This is a genomic window from Pseudoalteromonas sp. SG44-1, from assembly GCF_014164315.1.
GTDB lineage: Bacteria > Pseudomonadota > Gammaproteobacteria > Enterobacterales > Alteromonadaceae > Pseudoalteromonas > Pseudoalteromonas rhizosphaerae.
This window is the reverse complement of record NZ_JACJEW010000028.1, coordinates 1-20454: the sequence shown is the minus strand read 5'-3', so window position 1 is coordinate 20454 and position 20454 is coordinate 1. Positions and strand designations below refer to the sequence as shown.

Below are 20454 nucleotides of genomic sequence, written 5' to 3'. Positions count from 1 at the left end.
ATGTTGATTAAAAATCAATATTCGTTTTACTCTCCAGCCAGAGATAGATTTATCATCAACAGATCAGAATAATTAATGCTTGCTGTGGTCATACTGAATAAGCTAGATTACGCGCTTTTTAAACTATACTTGAGGGACTATTAAGCAGTGAGGAACTTTATGTCGGTATTCAACTGGTACAATGCGTCAATAAAGCAAAAAATTGGTGGATTATTTGTTTTTTTATTAACGTTTTTGTTTTGTGTTATTGTTTTTTCGGCCTATAAAGTAAATCAAATAGAGCGTGAAATGCGCGTAGTGGCTTTTCTGGATATTCCGTTAAGTCAGTTAATGCAACAAGTGGAATTCATAGAGCTTGAACAACACCTGCAATTTGAGCAATTTCAACTAAAAAACAAAATTGATGATAAGCCGCTCAACCCACATCAACAATTTGCTTTTGAAAAACAAAAAATAAAACAATTGCTCGATAAAGCGGTAGCAATGATTAATCACTCATTAGCATTAAAAGAAGTCATATTACAGCCTGAAGCACATCAAAAAGTGGCCACCACAATTGAAAACTATACGCAAAAAAGTGACGAGTTCGAAAACTATTTAGAAAATGTTTACCAACAAAATCAACTTACTGAGCAAGCGCGGTTGCAAGTCGAAACAATGGCAACTGAGCTAGAAAGTGCAGAAAAGCAAATAATAGCGCAATTAAATAAATTAACCTCTGATGATGCGTATTACACAGATCAGCACGAAAAAGACTTTCTATTTGTCAGCAGCTTACTCGGTATATGCGCCATCATCCTAGGCTTGCTGTTAACGACCTTTATTATTCAAATTATTTTACGTCGTATTCAACGCATCCAATCTAATATCGAAACGTTAAACTCTTCTGTTGAACACCATGAGTTACCCTTGGAACTTCAAAAAAAGATCAAAACTAAAGATGAGCTTGCAGCATTAGAACACGATATAAAAATTGTTATATCACGTTTGAATCAGGAAATGACTAGCCGTGAGGAAATTGAAAAACAATTAATAATATTAGCAACCCAAGATCGCTTAACCGGTGTATTTAACCGACACAAGTGGGAAGAACAAATAGAAAACCAGATCAATATGGCAGCACGAAGCGAATATCTATTTGCTTTAATAATATTGGATATTGATCACTTTAAACAAGTTAACGACCAATATGGCCATCAAATAGGTGATAAGTTATTAAAACATCTAGCTACACAATTACAGCAACAAATACATGCCATGGATATGCTGTTTCGTATCGGTGGCGAAGAGTTTGCTATTATCTCTCCTATTCAAGATAAGCAACAAGCCCACCAACTTGCAGAGCGATTACGAGTGTATATTAGCGAATTAGATGAAGTGAGCTTACCTAAAGTGACCGCAAGCTTTGGGGTAACATGTTATCAGGCAGATGACTCGAGTTCAGTTATTTTTAATCGCGCAGATAAAGCACTCTATGAGGCAAAAGCACAAGGTCGTAATTGTATCGTAGTCGCTTAACTTGTATTGGCTGTATTAGTTCAGAGCAAATTTATATATTTAGGCTGGCTTTACACACATGTAAATACCTATGTTGATACTGTTAACTGGCAAACTCAATACAATATTCTGCCGGCTCTATTTGTACTTGAGTTACATACAAATCATTGGGTAGCTGCACATTATTAGCCATATCAGCTGAATTAAGCGCGTTGAGGTTAGCCATTAACGCTTGCCGCTTTTCGACCCACTCACTAGGAAAGCACGGATTATCAATAAAATGTGATACTGCTCTGAACTCAAAATAGATCGTTCTACGTATAGCTGAACCTTTCTGTCTTCCTGATGCATGAACCGTGTTTACATGGTGAATTACCACATCCCCTGCATTGGCCGTAATATCCACACTTTGTAATTGTGCAATGGATAGCTGGCGCTTTAAATCACACACACTTGCTTGGCTACAATGAGACTGCGGGATCACTGTTAACGCCCCTTGCTGCGCTATTGCATCATCTAAATACACCCCCACGGTAAAAATAGGCTCTTGAGTTCTCACCGCCATATCGCGGTGCCAATCAAATCCGCGTGCATCTAATGAATTTTTTATCACAAGTGACTCATAGCTAGGTAAAACAGCTTCGCCGATAATCGCTTCAACGTAACTCATTAGTTTGGTTTGCGCTAGCAGATGAGCAAATTGTGGCTGAAATTGAAAAAGCTCATTAACGCGATACACAAAAGGCTCATCTGCAGTTTGCATAACAGCAATATTATCAAATGGTAAACCGGCTACATAGTGTGACTGTGCTTGAGCAACCAGCTCATCACAAAAGTGCTGCAGTTTTGTGATTACACTTGGTTTAAGTACTTGTTTAATTTTTACAAAACCCTGCTGCTTAAACCGTTCAACCACTAAATTGGTTTGCATATTTAATATCTCCTTTTAATATACAGGTACTTAAATTTGTAGTCCGGCGCTATTAATAACTAAACAGGCTGTATTTCACTTGCCCAACAGTTCAGAAAAGTAATAAAAAAGCATACTAACCTTGCTCAAATCTAGCTAGCACATATTCGATGAATAATCTGACGCGCAATGGTATATGGTCACGCTCCCGATATAACATAAATAAAGTGCGTGCCTTGCTTTGCCAATCAGGCAAAACATGCTGAAGCTCACCTTGAGCTATCATTGGTAATGCATAATAGTCAGGAATATAACCAATCCCCAAGCCTTTTTTAACCGCGTGTGTGAGCATTTGAATTTCATCAAGCTCTAAACGAATGCCCTTACTGGGTTGAAAATCATAAGTATCATCATTTTGTTTATTTACTAACTGCCAAATAGACATCGGCTGGCAAATCACAGCGCTTTTTGCACATAAATCAGTGGGATGCTTAACACTGTGGGTCACCGTCTGCGAATTACTGCACAAAATAAAGTGAATATCTTTAAGTGGCCTCGCAATCCAATTGTCAACCACCGTATTACCCACCCTAAACACCACATCCATTGCTTGCGCTTCAATATCAATTAAAGTATTCGAGAGCCTAATATCTAGTTGGATCTCAGGATATTGCAGTAAAAAATCATAAAAAATATCCCTTAAAAATTGCGAGCCGGCATTAATAGGTGCACTGATTATGATCTTACCTTTCGGTTGATTCTTCTCGATATGAAGATCATCATTAATGCCATCTAACTCAGCAAACAATGCACTCGAACGTTGGTAATACAGCTCCCCCATATGGGTCAGCGATACGCGATGAGCATCACGGTTTAACAATCTAAGCTGTAAATCATCTTCAAGTTGTCGAATACGACGGCTCAATGTTGATAAAGGCACTGATAAAGCCAGTGCAGCATCTTTAAAACTTTTTAAATGGGCAACAATACAAAAATAGCGTAAATCGTCTAGTGAATATCTATATTTCATTTTTGGAATCTACTCTCTTATTTTTGCTTGTTTATCCACATTATGGAAAGTAATACACTTGCCGCAACTTTTCAACATCTCTGGATTGCTGATGAACTTCTCAGCCAACACAAAAGCTATTTTACTCCTGTTATTATGTGCATTTTTTTGGGGAAGTTGTTTTCCTATTGGTAAACATGCATTAAATCAAGTACACGCACTGACTTTAGTATTTTGGCGCTTTAGTATTGCCGCAATCTGCTTGGCTATCTACTTAAAAATAATTAACAGTACAAAACCAAGTTTAACGTTCAACCAATGGGCTTGGGTGATTATTGTTAGTGCTGTTGGCGTAGGTGGCTTAAACCTCGGTTTATTTACCGGGCTGGAACATACCAGTGCCGCAAACGGCTCTTTAATAATGGCGCTGAGCCCACTTGCAACCTCATTAATAAGCTCAGTTGCAAAGCGCTCAATGCCTACTGCAGCACAATGTTTTAGCTTAATCGTTAGCCTATCAGGTGTATTATTAGTTATCACCAATGGCGACTTAGCCGTGCTTTTGAATATGCAAATCAATGCCGGCGACAAAATGATCTTTTTAGGTATGTTAGCTTGGAGTTCATACACTTACTTTAGCCAAGGTATCAATCAGTACATGCCTGTATTGCCTTATACTTTTGTTAGTATGCTAAGTGGTGCAACAATCATTGGCTTAATGTGTTTAGTGACCGCCAATGTACACCCGCTTAGCGAACTCAGTAATAGCTCAATGGTAGGTATTATCGATGTTATTTATATTGGCTTATTTGGAACTGTTGCCGGCTATCTTCTGTGGCTTAATGGCATACGCCAACTTGGCTCAGCGAATGCATCGTTATTCTTTAACTTCGTTCCGGTATTTGCCATGTTAACAGCATTTTTGATGGGCCAACCAATTACAGAACTACAATTAATTGGCATTATTGTTGTGATCATCGGCTTATTACTGCCACGAATTGTTACCCCAAAACGCATTCCTGAACCTTGTAAATAACAAGTAATACAGCACCAGCTCATGATATATAGCGATGGGTTACCTACAACTCTATCGCTATTTAACCGCGTATTATTTTAGGATAAACAAGTAAGTGTGGCAGTTACTCTTTAAATAGAAAGAGTTACAATAATGCATTAGCAGCACACATAAACACCAAAGAGCAAAAAAATGAAAAATAACGACACCTTTAAAACTATCGCCACCTTAATTTTTAAGCAGCTTTATCAGCAGTTTCCAACACCAGTCAATTTAGATCCGAAAGCTATTATAGAAAGTGCATCAGCAGAGCAAATCGAATCAGTTAAAGGCACAATTGCGTTTCTTAACTACGAAGGCTATATTTTTGCTACCCCAAGCGCGACTTTTTTATTAACTGAAAAAGGCTTTGATCACGCTTTATGTCCAAAGTTTTAAATATTAAATCAATACGTTAGCCTATAGTTTACTAAGGCTAATCACATAAAAAAGCCCTAGTTGACTAGGGCTATTAAATACAATTTACTGTTCTACTTTGTTTTTTTATCTTTATCTAAACGCTTTTGTAAGCTCAATGCTGCATCCGCTGCAAGTATGCGCATAAACTCAGAGCCATTGCTTTGCTCGCCCTGCCCGGCACCTATTACAATTTCAGGCACTAAACGACTATTACCTAAACTGGTGAATAAAGCAGTTTGAATTTTAACTTCAGCTTTTAGTGTTTCATCAAACACATACTTAGGATCAAGGGCTGCCGATTTAGCCCGTTGACGCGCTTCGGCAAGTACATCCATCCCCATCGCTTCTAAGCGCTGCTGTTTTAAGATCTCTGCTTGCTCTTTAGCCAATTCAGCTTTCACCGCTACGCGTTGCTGCGCAGAAATAATTGCATTCGCTTTTACTCGTTCAGCATCAATTTGTTCTTTGATTTTTAACTTTTCTGATTCTGCGCGCTGTTTAGCAATCGCTTGTTCACCTAGAGCAACTTCAGTACGGGCTTGTTGTTCAGCTTTTTTTAAATTCTGTCTTGCTAAAGCTTCATCAGCAGCCGCTTGCTTTTGTGCCTCAAGTCTTGCATTAACCTTACTTTCATAGTCAATATCAATAATACTGGCGTCAACCACTGTAATACCATACGCACCTAAAATAGGCGCATTACGTAATGCATTACCTTCTGAATCCTTTTTGATATTGATCGTGACACGTTGCTGTTTACTCAAATTATTTAGCTCATCCGTTTTATCACGTTCACCGCTACTAATAATTTGTTCAGTCACAAAAATACCATTAGTAAGTTGATCTGCAAAATCTTGGCTTAATTGACCATTACCACCAGAATAATGCTGCTCTACAGACATCATCCGCGCAGATGCCTTTACATTTTCAGTGGTAGCGCGCATTAATAAGTTTGAGATCAAGGTTTCTTGCGAACCAAACTCTTCATGGATCTTAAGTAATCCACGTAAAGAACCAGATTCACCAGCAGGCACATTACCAGGTAACCTAAATCGCGACACCCCTCTTGCACCGCCTGTTGTTGTATCTAAAAATCGAATCGGAATTAGCGGCACAATGGCGCTTGCTGTAGCACTACTGTCGCCAGTAAAGTTAATTGAAATAACTTTTTTATAAGCAGATGTAGAACCAAAAGCTTTTAAATAAGGTCCAGCCTGATCGATAACAGTTAAGTTACCCGTAAATGCCGATTGATGAACTAAACGTTCATCAGCTTCATTCCATGAAATAACTTGCGACATAAGCGTAGCAATTACAGCTAATACTATAAAAATAGCACTCACTAAAATAACATTACGACGACCAAATCGACTTATAAAAGAACTCTTATTGCCTTGAGGGGTTACAGCTTGCTGACTATCCATTTTTATTACTCTCCATATCTAATTTTTTCTTAACAAAGTAAATAATTTCTTGCTCACTTAGTTGCCCGCAAAAACTACCAGAGCGATGCAACTCGATGAAAGTTGTTAAAATATCTTCTTTGCTTTTAAGCACTTCATTTTCGGTTTCTTGGGTTTTATTCTTTTCTGTTAGCTGGGTAATTAACTCATCTACAATCGTGTCTTTATCAAATAACACATTGTATTCTTTAGATTTATTAATCCTATTTTTATGCATGTTACTGTAAATCATATACAAAGCAGCGCACAAAATAATGATGAGTATCGTTATCCCAATAAGGTAAAAAATCATAAAATCTACTTATATTGTTTTAATATTGGGGGGTTGGTAATAAGTGTAAAAATGGTTTACACCTGTTAAGCCGAGTATTATACAAGGTAACAGGAACAAAATGCAGGTTTTAAAATACCAAGAAGAAATATAATTTCTCTAATTGTATAAGTAATAACATATAAGTGAGTTTTACGGTTGGCTCAGAAGAGAAACACTTTAAAAAACAAAAAACCACGTTGGCTTAGCCTAACGTGGTTTTGTCTTTAATCGTTTATAAAAACAATTATAAAGAAAGGTATTCTTTAGCGCGCGTCAGGTTATGAGACACCATTTCGCTATCCGCGATTTGTGCGGCTTCGTATAAATCAGAAAGACCAGCCGTATCATTTTTTGCCAACATGCGGGACACGCCACGGTTGCTTAAAGCAAATGATGTTAGCGCGCGAACTTTCATACGTGGACCATTACTTTGCTTTAGCAATGCAATTGCTTTGGTACAAATTTCATCTGCTTGTGCATAATTTTTTGATTTCACATTTAATGCGCAGTTATTAAATGATTGTTCTACTGGCTGAGACGCTGCCGCATTATCAATAATCATTAATTTGTAATCACTTTGATCAGCCATAACAGCCGCTGAGCAAGTAAATAATGAGCCAAGTGCGATGGTTTTGATTAGTGAACGTTTCATGATTATATTCCTATTTGGTTTGAGTCGTGTCATATCGTCTGGGTTGCCGACAACTGAACTTTAGAGTGTTGGCTCAATTTCGACAAACGATAAAACTAAACCCGACAGGTGAAGAAAATTAACTTATAGACTTTAGTCTAATAAACGAACTGATATTCTATTTATTAACGGCATTAAATTGTTCATATACGCCTGACAATGAAATATTACTGGACTTGTACGTAATCGCTATTAGTATTGAATATAAGATAAGTTGTGGACTTTATATTTAGTTTCAGCAACTTAATTATAAAAATAATAATTCTCTTGTTATTTTCAAAGTTGAAATCCTCAACTTGGCTAAACGAGCCTCTGATTGCCGAGTCCCAATTATATAAATTAGCTGCAAACATGCTTTTAAGCTCTTTCTAGTCGTAACAATCTGAAAATAAGCAATTGATGATGAATTCCATCTGAGCAATAGGAAAGCTTTAAAGTATAGAACATGATAAAAAGGTAAAAAACATTCGTGGCTAAAGCACACTCCTACTTATAGGGCCAAAAAGCTCAACAACAATTTAAATATTGCTTTTAATTTAGAGCACTGATTTATAAAAGCTTTAACGCTGATACTCGCCCTTGTTTTCTCGACCAAAAAATACGCCAGCAAGCTTAACGCCTACGATAATGCTCTTGTAGCTCGCAGTAAAATTTTTTCGGGCTAAAACTCAACCTACAATTGAATGTATTCATAGTTATGAGTTTTTAAGCAGGCTTTTCTTTTAATGATTAATTAGGTTTCGCAACACTTAAGACAAGCTACCCGAGAATAGTATGATTACCATCATTTCATCATCCAAACCTATAAACTCCCTCGCCTGTATGCCATAATCTAAATAATTCATGAATTTAGTAACTTGGCGGTATTGCAACCGCTTCAAGCTAACTTAAAGGGTTTTTAAATGGCTTATCAAGAGCAAAATCAAGCAACTATTTATTGGCACGATTATGAGACCTGGGGGGCGAGTCCGCAAAAGGATAAGCCGAGCCAGTTTGCGGGTGTTCGTACTGATCTTGATTTAAACATTATTGGTGAGCCGTTGATTGAATATTGCAAACCTGTGGCTGATTATTTACCGCACCCTGAGGCATGTTTGATCACCGGTATTACTCCGCAAGTGGCGATGCAAAAAGGTTTAGTTGAGGCTGACTTTATTGCCAAAATTCATGCTGAGTTTAGTGTGCCGAATACCTGCGTGGCCGGTTATAACAGCATTCGTTTTGATGATGAAGTAAGCCGTTATAGCTTTTACCGTAACTTTTACGACCCTTACGAACGCGAATACAAAAACAATAACAGCCGCTGGGATATTATAGATTTAGTGCGTGCTTGTTATGCGCTGCGCCCTGAAGGTATTGAATGGCCGTTAAAAGAAGATGGCAGCCCAAGCTTTAAGTTGGAGCATTTAACGGTTGCCAATGGTATTGAACACGCTGCGGCGCATGATGCGTTATCTGATGTAACCGCGACGATTGCTTTGGCTAAACTAATAAAAGAAAAACAGCCAAAACTGTATAACTTCTTTTTTAGTTTGCGCGGTAAAAAAGCCTTAGCTGAGTTAGTTGATGTATTTAATATGACGCCGCTGGTGCATACTTCATCACGTATTCCTGCTACCCAAGGCTGTACCAGTTGGATTGCGCCAATGAGCTTTCATCCGACTAATAAAAATGCAGTAGTGTGTTTTAACTTAACCGAAGATCCAAAGGTATTACTCGATTTATCAATTGAAGAGTTGCGCACCCGCCTTTATACCAAGCGCAGTGAGCTTGCCGATGATGAACTGCCTGTTGGTTTAAAATTGGTACATTTAAATAAATGCCCTATTTTAGCGCCTGCTAAAACTTTATTACCTGAAAACGCCGCCCGTTTAGGCATTGACCGCGAGCAGTGTTTAAAAAATCTTGCGATTTTAAAAGCCAACCCAAGTCTTCGCGATAAAGTCACTGAAGTATTTAACGATAAGCCCGATTACGGTAAAACCACCAATACTGATTACATGTTATACGACGGCTTCACCAGTCATGCTGATAAAGCTAAATTTGCCATTATCCGTGATGCCAGCCCTGAGCAATTAGCGGGTATGAAGTTGGATTTTGAAGATAAAAAGTTTGATAACTTATTGTTTAAATACCGTGCCCGTAACTGGCCGCAATCACTTAATCAAGATGAACTTGATCAGTGGCGTCAATATTGCCAAAACAAATTAATGCATGGTGAAGATCAACCATCGATCAGCGCACAAGATTTTATGGTTACGCTAGAAAATCTTGCCCATGAACATGACGATAATGAAAAAAATCTAACTATTCTAAAAGCGCTTTATAACTACGCGCAAAGTATGTAGTTTGCAGAGATTTAAAGCCGCGAGCAGAGTTTTCGCGGCTTTTTGCTTTAAAATTCAAACTCTAGGGCAAGGCGAAAACTGTGATCTTTACCTTGTTGGCTCAGCTCGGTCACAAATCCTGCTTCCCACTTTAGTTGTCGCTTCGCTGAAAATCGATGCAGCCCAATAAAACCAGGGCCAATACCAAAGAAGTCTTCTCCGGCGTATAGCTCTAATGCAGGCTGAAACTCAGAGCGAAAACGATAGCGATACTGCGCGCGAAACTCAGTTTCCCATTCGTTTTTAATATCACCGCCCCACTCGTAGACTAAAAATGCATTCATGGTGAGGCTAGTCCGACCAAATTCTTTTTCCCATAAAAAGCCAGTTGTGGCTTCATAACTATCTTTGCCTTCTTGCTTTTCAAGTTCAAATAAGGCGCCCCAATCAGCCCATAGCCGCCCTTGCTCAACCAACTGCCAACGCAGTTCTAGTTCGTAGGCTGAGAAACCAAAGTTACCGTCGTCATCGCGTTCTCCAACTGCATAACCTTCCAAACTCATGGTGTCGTTGAACGAGCCACCTAAGCCAATTCGTTGGGCTAAAATATTGCCCTTATCTGTTTGATGAGAGATCAAACGCCATTCAAATTCGCGCTCAAATGGTAATACGTAAGGGTGGTAAACTTTATCTACGACTATTCCATCGGCTCGCACATTAAACGATGCCATGAACAAAAGCGAAGTTAAACACCACGCGAGAATAAATCTCATGATGGCTCCTTTTGAGAAAATTGCCGAGTAAATACTATGCTGGTGCCAATAAAGGCTAAAACCGCCACTAGATAAAGCCATAATGCAGTTTTGCTTGGCGTTGCTTCATAGCCGACTAAGGCTTTGAGTACACGGCCTAACTCTGAGTTTTCGACTAGCACTGCACGCCAATCAAAGTAGTTGGACGTAATATTGATCAAGTCAATTTGGCTGGCCAGATCTAATACTATCAGTAATTTTGCCGAGGCATTAAAAGCCAAAAACAACATCAGTGGATACACACCAAATCGTGCTCTAACACTATGCAGTAAAAATAATAGCAACACACCAAAACTACCACAGATCCCTATTCCCAAAGATGTCCCTATAAGCAAAGGTTTTGATGTGTCGGTGTTATGCCAAAAACCAACCAGATAAATAAAATAGTGACTCAAATACAGCGCCATAACCGCAACTATTGCAAGCAATGCGAATAAACGCTGCTGTTTACAACTTATTAGTGATGCAACATACACAATGACACACAATAGCATTTGACTAAACTCAAGGCCGCGATGATCAAATAACTGGCTCAACCAAGCGGCACTTTGTACATAAATAATACTACAAAGCAGCCCAACAAAAGCGGTCACTATCAGCACACGCTGGTTTAGCTTTAGCAATGACTGTAACAGCACGAGTAAAATCACGACTGGTAACAGCTGATTTATACTCATCAATAAACTAGTTATCAGCATCAGTCTTTCCTTCTACTAATACTGCACCACGGGCTGTGTTAGGTGAAAACTCACCAAAAAACTCATAACGCCCAGGGCTCAGTGGCCCGATATAAATCACACTACTACGATTTGGATACAGCACTTTCTCTCGATTTAAATCAAAGCTGTCAAACTCTTCTGGCGTACTATCTTGATTTTCAATTAAAAGTTTTAGTTTAGTATTGGCCGGAACAATGATCTCCGCTGGATAAAAAAGGTGATCTTTTAAAATTAATTTATATTCTTTAGCAAAACACGAAAACGGTAATACGCTAAATAGCAGCAGGCTGATAAACCCTAACCAGTTATTCACTCTCTGCTCCTTGCATAAATTCTACTCGTACTTGTAAGCCGCCTAATTCACTGTCGGCTAAAGAAATACTTGCATCATAAATTGTTACTATATGTTCAACTATCGCCATACCTAATCCGGCACCTTGCTCTCCAGAGGGGTGTTTATCACCTCCAACACGGTAAAAACGGTTAAAAATTCGTGCTTTATGGGCATCATCAATGCCAGGACCTGAGTCATCAATCTGCCAACCATACTCACCTTGTTGATTATTTAAGCGGATCACTATATTGCCACCACTGGGCGTATATTTTATGGCGTTACTTAATAAATTACTAAATAAGGTTGCCAAGGTAAATTGGTCACCATTAATAACATAATCATCGCCTTCAATACTGATCATATGTTGTTTTGCATCAAGTCGTTCGTATAGCTGTGCAACCACTTGTTGACTGACCTCTAGCACTGAAATTGGGCTAAATTGTGCCTGCCATTGCTCTGGATAGGTGCGTCCCAAAATCAACATTTGCTCAACAATATTACTAAGTTTATCGATACCTTGCGCCATTGCATCAAGTTCCAAGCAACCGTCACCTTGTGCGCGTAGATTATGAACATTTATTTTTAAACTACTCAACGGGGTGCGTAATTCGTGGGCAGCATCTGAGGCAAAAAAGCGTTCTCTTAAGTAGGCACTTTCTACACGTTTAAACAGATCATTTAACCGTGAGATCACCGGTTTAATTTCGTATTCGCTCACTTGCCAATTAATGGCAGTAAAGTCATTGGCTTGTCGCGTTTTTAATAATGTTGAAAGGCGTGTTAAGGGCCTTAATCCTTGTTTGACAAATAGACTGATCAACACCGCAAGCAGTGGCACACTCCAAAGCAAAGGTGTCATTGCTGACAAAATCATGGTCTCGCTAAGGGCATAGCGTTTACTCAGCGGCTCTGCCACCAGCACTTGTTTTGTCTGCATGGTTAATCTGAATACTCGCATCCGCTGTCCGGCTAAGTTTTCAACACTAAATCCATTCAGGCTTGGTTTTTGCGCCAGTTCAGCTAATGATTTAGACGCGCTAAGCAAATTGTTATCTTGCCAAATTTGAAACAGTAATCGAGTTAGATCACTTCTTAACACTGGCTTGTCGCTGTGTATAGGTTGCTCGATCAGTACATGAGCAATGGTTTGCAATTCGTTATCAAGTAGCAGCTCGGCCTGGCTCATACTTTCGCGGTAGCCTTTGCTGAATGCCAAAAAGCAAGTCAGGATCACCGTTGATAAAATAATCAGCGTTAATCTGCGTTTAATTGACACTAACGTTTACCTACCACATAACCTATGCCACGTAAGGTTTTAATTAGATCTTTAGGGAGCTTTTTACGTAGATGATGAATATGCACCTCAATAGTATTTGAACCTACTTCTTCGCCCCATTCATATAGTTTGCTCTCTAATTGTTGTTTGGACAATACGCGCCCTTGATTTTCAAAAAGCGCTTTTAGTAACATAAACTCTTTACGCGGCAGGTTTACCGGTTGCTGATCAAGTGTGACTGTAAAAGCGGAGGTATCCATTTCTACATTTGCTACATTAATAGTACTTGATTGCGCATGAGTTACGCGCCGACTAGCGACTCTTAAACGGGCAAATAATTCAGCAGGATCGAATGGCTTAGCTAAATAATCATCAGCACCTAAATCTAGCCCTTGTACTTTGTCGTCAATACTACCGCGTGCCGTTAAGATTACTACTGGTAAGTTAGGGCGATGCTTTTTGACGTGTTTTAATACATCAATGCCATCGCCATCAGGTAGTCCTAAATCAAGCACAAGTAATTCGATCTCGTCATTTTCGAGCCATTGCATGGCTGATTTCATACTAGCACAGTGCTCGACACTGTAACCTTGTTGGCGAAGTGAACGACATAATCCTTCAGCCACTAACTTATCATCTTCAACCAGTAGTAAATGCATATTATCTCTTTAGTTTCTTATCTACTTTTACCAATAACTGGGTGATCTCTTGCTGGCGGTATAAATCCGCTTTTGGCCTATCAGGGCGTGCCGGTGCCTGTTGAGCGGCAAGTAAATGTGTTTTTGCCTTTTTGTATTCTCTTTCGTCATACAAAAATGCCGCGTATAAGTAATTACTATCGATACCGTTTGGATTAATAGCAAGCGCTTGGTTAAATAATTTACTCGCTTTGTCATCATCACCAAATCCAATTGGCCAACCCGGTACTTTACTGTAAAGGGTCGCTAAACTGGTGTAAGCAGAGCCTGATAACGCATTGGCATCAATTTCTATGGCTTGCTCTAACTGTGCTTTAGCATCTTTTGCTAACCCTAACGCACCTAAGCCGCCTTTTGCCCCAGCATAACTTGATAGCACAATACCATACCAAATATGGCTTTGCGCCTGATCATCATAGGTCTTTGCAAACCCAGCGGCCTGCTCTGATAACTCTTCAAATGCATTGAGCTGCGCTTTATCTACTAATTCATAATTCACAGTTGCCCAACTTGTTTGCACCTGAGTTAATTCGCTAGCAAGATCGGCATGCGCTGCGCTGGTTAAAAATATCCCAGTTAACAAGCAGCTAGTATAAAGTAGTTTAGTCATAGTCATTCACCTTTATCAACTTTATCTGCAAAAAAACTTTTAATTTTAGGAAGTTGTTTTGCAATTGCGTTATCTACTAAGGATGGAAAAGCACCATTTAGTTTGACAAATAAGCGTTCTGGAAAGCCAATGTAACTGCGTGAATTTCCAGATTTCAATAATGAAATGAGCGCATCTGCCACTTTATCAGGTGGATCCATTGTATTGCCTAAAGCTTTATTCATCGCGCGTACTTGCACTGAATTGATATTTGTATCAGTTGCTCTAGGTGCTAAATATAATATTTTTACATCACAGTGACTGAGTTCGCGGGCCAGCGCTTCGGTCATTCCTCGTAAACCAAATTTACTTGCGCAATATAAGGTTTGATAAGGGTAACCAATACTACCAAACGATGATCCCACATTAACAATTGAGCCTTTTTTAGCTAAAATTTGTGGTAAAAATAGTTGGCATAACTTAATTGGCACAGACAGATTAACGATCAGTAAGTCATCTATTTGCTGCTCCGTCATTTCACTAAAACCTTGCATCACATTAATGCCAGCGTTATTGATAAGCATTGTTGCACCGCCAAGTGATTTAGCATGTTCAAGTAGTTTTTGGCGAGTCTGTGCTGATGTTAAATCACCAATAAATATCTCACAGTCTTGGCCACACTTAACCTGTAATGCCTCTAGTTGTGCTTGTTGACGACCAACTAACAGTAAACGCCAGCCATGCTGAATCAACTTTAATGCCACGGCTTGACCAATTCCGCCTGTCGCACCTGTTAACACGCAAAGTGGACGGTTCATGCAGTTTGCTCCAAGTCGCTACTTGCAAACTGTGGATCTGTATCTAATTCACGAAAAATATTGCCATATAACTTATAAAAACATTTAGCGGCATGCACAATCGCTTGTTGATCTGCAGGAGACTCTATTTTATTCATCAGATCTTCAAAAAACTTCACATGCTCAATATCCAAAGCCCCATGAGATGTTAAATAGCTAAATGCCTTTTTAGGTAATCCGGTCATATTGGCTATATTACTTGCCGCATTATCGGCTAACGCAATTGAAGTACCTTCGAGTACATGCACCATGCCAAAAAATGCCAATGGATTACCACGATTAATTGTATCGTAGGCATAAGCAACCATTAACTCGGTGGCAAACTTGGGAGCACTTTGACGTACTTGTTGTTTATCAAAACCACAGGCTGCAATATCATTGAGCACCCACTCTTGATGACCTATTTCTTCTTCTATATATTCTGCAACCGCCTCGCGGATCCACTCTTGTTCAGTCGATAATTTCGCGCCCACGGCCATCATTAATGGCACCGTATGTTTAACGTGATGATAGGCTTGAGCTAAAAATGAAGCATACTCAGTTGTGCTTACTTGCCCCTTGAATACTCGAGCAATGATCGGTGCAGCCAGTAAATACTCGCGTTCTGCTTGGGTTTGTGATTTTAATGTCTCGAAAAAATTGCTCATAATATTGCCTCACTGTACAGTGCTGTTAGTTGTGCATGATAATAGTTTGCTATCGCTTGGCGTTTAGGGCGGTTATTACTGGTTAATAATCCCCGCTCTGCAGTAAGTGGTTCAGCTAAGCGATGAAATGTTTTAATTTGGGCATATTCAGGTAATTGTGCGTTAATACCTCTACAATGCTCCGCTAATACCTCATCAGTCATATTTACTGATGCATAAATAAGTGCTACTAAATGCGCTTTACCTTCACCAAAGACAACAGCTTGTTGTACTTCACTGTTACTGAGTAGCAAAGATTCAGGCCACTCAGCGCTGATGTTGCGCCCAAAACTAGTAATAATTTGGTTTTTTAAACGCCCCTTAATAGTTAACCGACCTTGTTGTTGATCAACCAAATCACCGGTTGCATACCAACTCGTTTGATCATGGGGTTGTTGACCTAAATAGCCTAAAAATAAGGGTCCTTTAATAAATAGCTGCCCGTCTACCAGTTTGCTTTGCAAGTGATTTAACACCCGCCCTGCACACTCTATGTCATCATCATTTGGCGTGTTTAAGCTCACCACTGATGAAGCTTCAGATAAGCCATAACCTTGATAAACTGGTAACCCTAAACTACGCGCTACAGTGATCAATTCACTGCTGAGTACAGCGCCACCAACGGCAATAAATTTCAGGCTCTTTGGTACTGTCCATCCCTGCTTGGCAAACCAGACTAAACAGGTCAATAATTCCGGCACCAAAATAAGCGTATTCGGTTGCACACGATCAATGGCATTGATCAGTTGACTGGCATCATTTAATTTTGCCCCAGAGAAGCCTAATTCTGGCAGTGTCATAACATGCACTTCACCTGCGGCTAGTAACGGTGCAAAAACCCCTGCAATGTTTTCAAGTAATACTGGCAAAGGTAATAAACACAGATGTTTTGGCTGTTTTATCGCTATTTTTTTATGCAATGAGGTCGCCACTTGTAATTGGCTTTGTAAAGATAAACACACTCCCTTTGGCTCACCGGTAGAGCCTGAAGTAAACGTCACTTTTTGGGTATCTGTAAAAAATGTTGTAGGGCTCGACGCGCTTACTTTATAGATATAAAGCGGGTAGCGGGTTAACACGCTCAAGGTCGCAATACATTCTAACCCGTCAAGTTCACAGGGGGTGTCGCTGATAAAATGCGAAACGCCGCTTTTATTCACGCTATTAGTTAGCTGTTGTGGGCTAAAAAAGGTCGGCAGCGGAATGCTTACTTGTTGTAACTCAATCAATGCAAAGTCAACAATTAACCAAGCAGGCGTATTGTCCATTACAAACGCCACGGCTGACATATCAAGCGCTTTAAAGTCGATAATTAACTCGGCCACTGCTTGCATCAGCGTCTGTTTACTGATCGGCTGCATTTGTTGGTCATGATGATCAACAATCACAGTATCAAGCGATGCGTGTGGTAGTTTCGATAAAAACCCCATTATGCCTCCAATTGCGATGCTAATTGGCAACTCGCTTGATGATAGTGCTGTTTAATATTAAACAAATGAGGTGTGTTTATTACGCAATCATGAGCAGCCGCTAAATCTACCACACACAGTGTTGGTTTATTTTCATAATAAGTCCCCCAATCTGCTGGGTTATCAAGTGCCTGACTATTGGCTAATGCAATTTCAGTGCAATTAACTGAGAGCATTTTTAATAATGCTCTAACCTTTGCAGTGGCACAAAATACCAAACGTTTTGCGCCAATTTGATAAAGTGCTTCATTCATTAGTACAAAATGAGCGAGAGTCGCTTTGCGATTTGTTGAACATAAATTACCAAGCTCGTAAATATCTTCCCTCGGTACATCAACAAAGTATTCAATCGGCTCTGGTAAGTATTGCTCGATAAAAAGTGATTGAGTAGCAGCTCTAAGTCCCAGCGTGCAAGAATCAGCGGCAATACTTAATTGGCATAACACCGGCATAAACTGCTTAATATTGGCGCCGTAAGCTCTGGCAAAACTCGCTTTAACGACTTGCTCTAATTGCACACGAAATGGCATGTTTGCATTAGCACACACATAATCATGTGTGTTGGTAACAGGCAAGTTAGTAACTTGAAGTGATTGCATAGTGTTCGCTCTTTTTAGACTATGGGTAAAATCTAACGAGCAAAACTTAAATAAACCTTAAGAAAAATTAATTTTTATAAAAAAACCCAAACAATGTTTGGGTCAGTGATTACGTAACTGGAGATTTCAGGAATAATAAGCCACATCTACCCGCTAATTGCTGGGGGATAGATTTATTATCCGACGCTCTGATTATCTATTTTTTATGTAACGCTTCGATGCGCGCCAATAAGCTTGATGTGTCAAAACGCCCACCACCAAGTGCTTGTACGTCAGCGTAGTACTGATCGACCGTCGCGGTCATTGGTAAAGTGGCACCATTATTTTTTGCTTCATCTAACGCAATACCTAAATCTTTACGCATCCAATCAACAGCAAAACCAAATTCGTACTCACCTGCCCACATGGTTTTGTAACGGTTTTCCATTTGCCATGAACCAGCCGCACCTTTTGCAATCGTCTCAATGACTTTTTCGCCATCAAGGCCTGCTTGTTTTGCAAAATGTAAGCCCTCGGCCAAGCCTTGCACTACGCCAGCGATACAAATTTGATTAACCATCTTACACAACTGCCCAGAGCCAACCTCGCCAAGTAACTGGCTAAAACGGCTAAATGCCGCCATAACTGGTTGTACTTTTGCAAATACTGCTGAGTCGCCACCAGCCATGACTGTTAATACACCATTTTCAGCACCAGCTTGACCACCCGATACTGGCGCATCAATAAACGCAATATCTTTTAGTGCCGCATTAGCGGATACTTCGCGCGCAACTTCGGCTGAAGTCGTAGTGTGATCGACTAAAATAGTGCCTGCTTGCATACCTTTAATCACCCCGTCAGCACCATAAACGACTGAGCGTAAATCATCATCGTTACCTACACACATAAATACGATATCTGCATGTTCTGCGGCTTTTGCTGGCGTTAATGCCACCTGACCTGCGTATTTTTCTGCCCATTGCTGTGCTTTTGCTGTGGTACGGTTATACACGGTTACTTGATGACCGGCAGTTGCTAAATGACCCGCCATTGGATAACCCATTACACCTAAACCGATAAATGCGACTTTCATTGACATAAAATTGACCTATTTCAGTGGTAACTTAAAAAGATAATTTGATTATCTCAACCGAACAGTAAAAAAGCGAATGAAAAAGTCTTCATTAAATTTCTTCATGGACGAGACAAAATAGGTAACCTATGGATAGCATATATCAATTCAGTGCCCCGCTTTATAACGGCGAAAATTTTGCCTTAAGTCAGTTAAAAGGCAAAACGATTTTAATCGTCAATACCGCCAGTAAGTGTAACTTTTCGGTGCAGTTAAGCGCACTCGAAAAACTATATCAGCAATATAAAGCACAAGGGTTTATTGTGTTAGCATTTCCGTGTAATCAATTTGACTACAATGAGCCAATAGACAACATTGATATTAAAGACTTTTATCAACAACAGTTTAATGTTAGTTTTCCTGTGTTTAGTAAAGTAATGGTCAACGGCCCTGATGCTCATCCGTTATTTAACTATTTAAAAGCACATACCCGAGGAATTGCACAAAATCGTGCTATAAAATGGAATTTCACCAAGTTTCTAATAAACTCTGAGGGACAATTGGCGGTACGTTATGCACCGCGCACTAAACCCGACACCTTGAAACAGGTCATAGAGAGTAATATTAATGATGCAACTAACGGTAGCGCTTTTCAGTTCGCAAAAATATGAACATGCATCTTTTGATGCCTGTTTAAACAATCAAACACGCATCAAATTAACCCGTTTTGAACAATCTCTTGATGCGAAAAGTGCCATACTTAGCCAAGGCTTTGATGCTGTATGCGTATTTGTAAACGATATCGTTGATAAAACGGTTATTGATCAGCTTGCTCAATTCGGCGTGAAATGTATTTTATTACGCTGTGCTGGCTTTAATAACGTTGACCTAGCTGCGGCACATGCCCATAACATCAAAGTATGCCGAGTACCCGCTTACAGCCCTGAGGCAGTTGCAGAGCACTGTGTAGCATTAATGCTTACCCTCAATCGCAAAACTCACAAAGCCTATAACCGTATCCGTGAAGATAATTTTGATTTAAATGGCTTGCTTGGCTTTAACTTATTCAAGAAAACCATTGGTATCATTGGCTGTGGAAAAATTGGCTTGGCTTTAGTAAATATACTCAATGGCTTTGATGCAAATGTATTGGTTTGCGACCCTTATGCAGTACCAGGCAATTATACAATTTGTGATCTAGACACTTTATTAAGTCAAAGCGATGTGATCTCTTTGCACTGCCCGTTAACCGAGCAAACTCATCATATGATCAACGAACACGCTTTTGCCAAAATGAAGCAAGGGGTGATGCTTATAAACACTTCCCGCGGCGCATTAGTTGATAGCAAAGCCTGTATTGGCGCACTTAAAACTAAAAAATTGGGTTATTTAGGGCTAGATGTGTACGAACAAGAGTCAGAACTATTCTTTAAAGACCGCAGTGATGAAATTATGCAAGACGATGTGTTTTCGCGTTTGGTAAGTTTTCCAAACGTACTGGTCACCGGCCACCAAGGCTTTTTTACCAAAGAAGCATTGAGTGAAATTGCGCAAATCACCGTAAATAATGCACTTGAGTTCGCTAATAACCAACCACTAAGTAATGAAGTTAAATAAGAGGTTGATTTAGGTGCTAGATGCTAGGTGCTAGGTGCTAGGTGCTAGGTGCTAGGTGCTAGGAGC

22 protein-coding genes are annotated in these 20454 nt (G+C 39.6%); 6 read left to right on the top strand and 16 right to left on the bottom strand.

Annotation, left to right across the window (positions count from 1 at the left end):
• Window positions 1-159 precede the first annotated feature (159 nt).
• The gene (locus H5187_RS13825; RefSeq protein WP_182797962.1) at window positions 160-1518 is read left to right on the top strand and encodes a GGDEF domain-containing protein; all 1359 of its coding nucleotides are present in this window, start codon (window positions 160-162) and stop codon (window positions 1516-1518) included.
• Between the two features lie 82 nt (window positions 1519-1600).
• On the opposite strand, the gene H5187_RS13820 is transcribed toward H5187_RS13825, so the two are convergent.
• Together H5187_RS13820 and H5187_RS13815 are read right to left on the bottom strand one after the other, a co-directional pair.
• Entirely contained in the window at window positions 1601-2428 is an 828-nt protein-coding gene (locus H5187_RS13820) for a phytanoyl-CoA dioxygenase family protein (protein ID WP_149980969.1), read from the bottom strand.
• Window positions 2429-2543: 115 nt separating this feature from the next.
• A complete protein-coding gene (locus H5187_RS13815) occupies window positions 2544-3437 on the bottom strand; it encodes a LysR family transcriptional regulator (RefSeq protein ID WP_182797961.1) in 894 nt (297 codons plus the stop codon).
• Between the two features lie 91 nt (window positions 3438-3528).
• On the opposite strand from H5187_RS13815, the gene H5187_RS13810 reads away from it, so the two are divergent.
• Together H5187_RS13810 and H5187_RS13805 are read left to right on the top strand one after the other, a co-directional pair.
• Entirely contained in the window at window positions 3529-4452 is a 924-nt protein-coding gene (locus H5187_RS13810; RefSeq protein ID WP_182797960.1) for a DMT family transporter, read from the top strand.
• A gap of 171 nt (window positions 4453-4623) precedes the next feature.
• A complete protein-coding gene (locus H5187_RS13805) occupies window positions 4624-4869 on the top strand; it encodes a hypothetical protein (protein WP_145233036.1) in 246 nt (81 codons plus the stop codon).
• A 92-nt stretch (window positions 4870-4961) separates the two neighbouring features.
• Here H5187_RS13805 and H5187_RS13800 read toward each other — a convergent pair whose 3' ends face one another.
• From H5187_RS13800 to H5187_RS13790, 3 genes are all read right to left on the bottom strand, one after another.
• Complete coding sequence (locus tag H5187_RS13800) at window positions 4962-6311, bottom strand: SPFH domain-containing protein (protein WP_149980966.1); 1350 nt, start codon at window positions 6309-6311, stop codon at window positions 4962-4964.
• A complete protein-coding gene (locus H5187_RS13795) occupies window positions 6304-6642 on the bottom strand; it encodes a methanolan biosynthesis protein EpsI (protein ID WP_182785073.1) in 339 nt (112 codons plus the stop codon). Before H5187_RS13795 ends, H5187_RS13800 begins: the two co-directional genes overlap by 8 nt.
• Before the next feature lie 265 nt (window positions 6643-6907).
• Window positions 6908-7315, bottom strand: coding sequence for a hypothetical protein (locus tag H5187_RS13790; RefSeq protein ID WP_182718909.1), 408 nt, complete (start codon window positions 7313-7315; stop codon window positions 6908-6910).
• A gap of 941 nt (window positions 7316-8256) precedes the next feature.
• Between H5187_RS13790 and sbcB the strand changes: the two genes are divergently transcribed.
• The gene (gene sbcB, locus H5187_RS13785) at window positions 8257-9702 is read left to right on the top strand and encodes an exodeoxyribonuclease I (protein WP_182757574.1); all 1446 of its coding nucleotides are present in this window, start codon (window positions 8257-8259) and stop codon (window positions 9700-9702) included.
• Window positions 9703-9749: 47 nt separating this feature from the next.
• On the opposite strand, the gene H5187_RS13780 is transcribed toward sbcB, so the two are convergent.
• From H5187_RS13780 to H5187_RS13730, 11 genes are all read right to left on the bottom strand, one after another.
• Complete coding sequence (locus H5187_RS13780; RefSeq protein WP_246175522.1) at window positions 9750-10412, bottom strand: hypothetical protein; 663 nt, start codon at window positions 10410-10412, stop codon at window positions 9750-9752.
• 38 nt (window positions 10413-10450) lie between these two features.
• Window positions 10451-11191: an iron transporter gene (locus H5187_RS13775; protein WP_182719151.1), complete on the bottom strand. Its 741-nt coding sequence runs from the start codon at window positions 11189-11191 to the stop codon at window positions 10451-10453.
• Complete coding sequence (locus tag H5187_RS13770; RefSeq protein ID WP_246175520.1) at window positions 11178-11504, bottom strand: cupredoxin domain-containing protein; 327 nt, start codon at window positions 11502-11504, stop codon at window positions 11178-11180. The genes H5187_RS13775 and H5187_RS13770 overlap by 14 nt, the downstream gene beginning before the upstream one ends.
• A 13-nt stretch (window positions 11505-11517) precedes the next feature.
• On the bottom strand, window positions 11518-12822 hold the full coding sequence (locus H5187_RS13765) for an ATP-binding protein (RefSeq protein WP_182719150.1): 1305 nt from the start codon (window positions 12820-12822) through the stop codon (window positions 11518-11520).
• Window positions 12822-13481 carry a response regulator transcription factor gene (locus H5187_RS13760; RefSeq protein WP_182797959.1) on the bottom strand — a complete coding sequence of 220 codons (660 nt, stop codon included), beginning with the start codon at window positions 13479-13481 and terminating at the stop codon, window positions 12822-12824. The genes H5187_RS13765 and H5187_RS13760 overlap by 1 nt, the downstream gene beginning before the upstream one ends.
• Before the next feature lies 1 nt (window position 13482).
• Window positions 13483-14130, bottom strand: a complete 648-nt coding sequence (locus H5187_RS13755; protein WP_182719148.1) for a hypothetical protein — start codon at window positions 14128-14130, stop codon at window positions 13483-13485.
• 2 nt (window positions 14131-14132) lie between these two features.
• Window positions 14133-14927: an SDR family oxidoreductase gene (locus H5187_RS13750; RefSeq protein ID WP_182797958.1), complete on the bottom strand. Its 795-nt coding sequence runs from the start codon at window positions 14925-14927 to the stop codon at window positions 14133-14135.
• Window positions 14924-15613, bottom strand: a complete 690-nt coding sequence (locus H5187_RS13745) for a TenA family transcriptional regulator (protein WP_145233019.1) — start codon at window positions 15611-15613, stop codon at window positions 14924-14926. The genes H5187_RS13750 and H5187_RS13745 overlap by 4 nt, the downstream gene beginning before the upstream one ends.
• Window positions 15610-17082 carry an AMP-binding protein gene (locus H5187_RS13740; RefSeq protein WP_182739168.1) on the bottom strand — a complete coding sequence of 491 codons (1473 nt, stop codon included), beginning with the start codon at window positions 17080-17082 and terminating at the stop codon, window positions 15610-15612. The genes H5187_RS13745 and H5187_RS13740 overlap by 4 nt, the downstream gene beginning before the upstream one ends.
• Window positions 17082-17720, bottom strand: coding sequence for a thermostable hemolysin (locus H5187_RS13735; protein WP_149980952.1), 639 nt, complete (start codon window positions 17718-17720; stop codon window positions 17082-17084). Before H5187_RS13735 ends, H5187_RS13740 begins: the two co-directional genes overlap by 1 nt.
• Window positions 17721-17916: 196 nt before the next feature.
• The gene (locus H5187_RS13730) at window positions 17917-18798 is read right to left on the bottom strand and encodes an NAD(P)-dependent oxidoreductase (RefSeq protein WP_145233016.1); all 882 of its coding nucleotides are present in this window, start codon (window positions 18796-18798) and stop codon (window positions 17917-17919) included.
• Between the two features lie 122 nt (window positions 18799-18920).
• Between H5187_RS13730 and H5187_RS13725 the strand changes: the two genes are divergently transcribed.
• Window positions 18921-19442, top strand: coding sequence for a glutathione peroxidase (locus H5187_RS13725; RefSeq protein ID WP_182731252.1), 522 nt, complete (start codon window positions 18921-18923; stop codon window positions 19440-19442).
• Window positions 19402-20388, top strand: a complete 987-nt coding sequence (locus H5187_RS13720; RefSeq protein ID WP_182797968.1) for a 2-hydroxyacid dehydrogenase — start codon at window positions 19402-19404, stop codon at window positions 20386-20388. The genes H5187_RS13725 and H5187_RS13720 overlap by 41 nt, the downstream gene beginning before the upstream one ends.
• The last annotated feature ends 66 nt before the right edge of the window (window positions 20389-20454 follow it).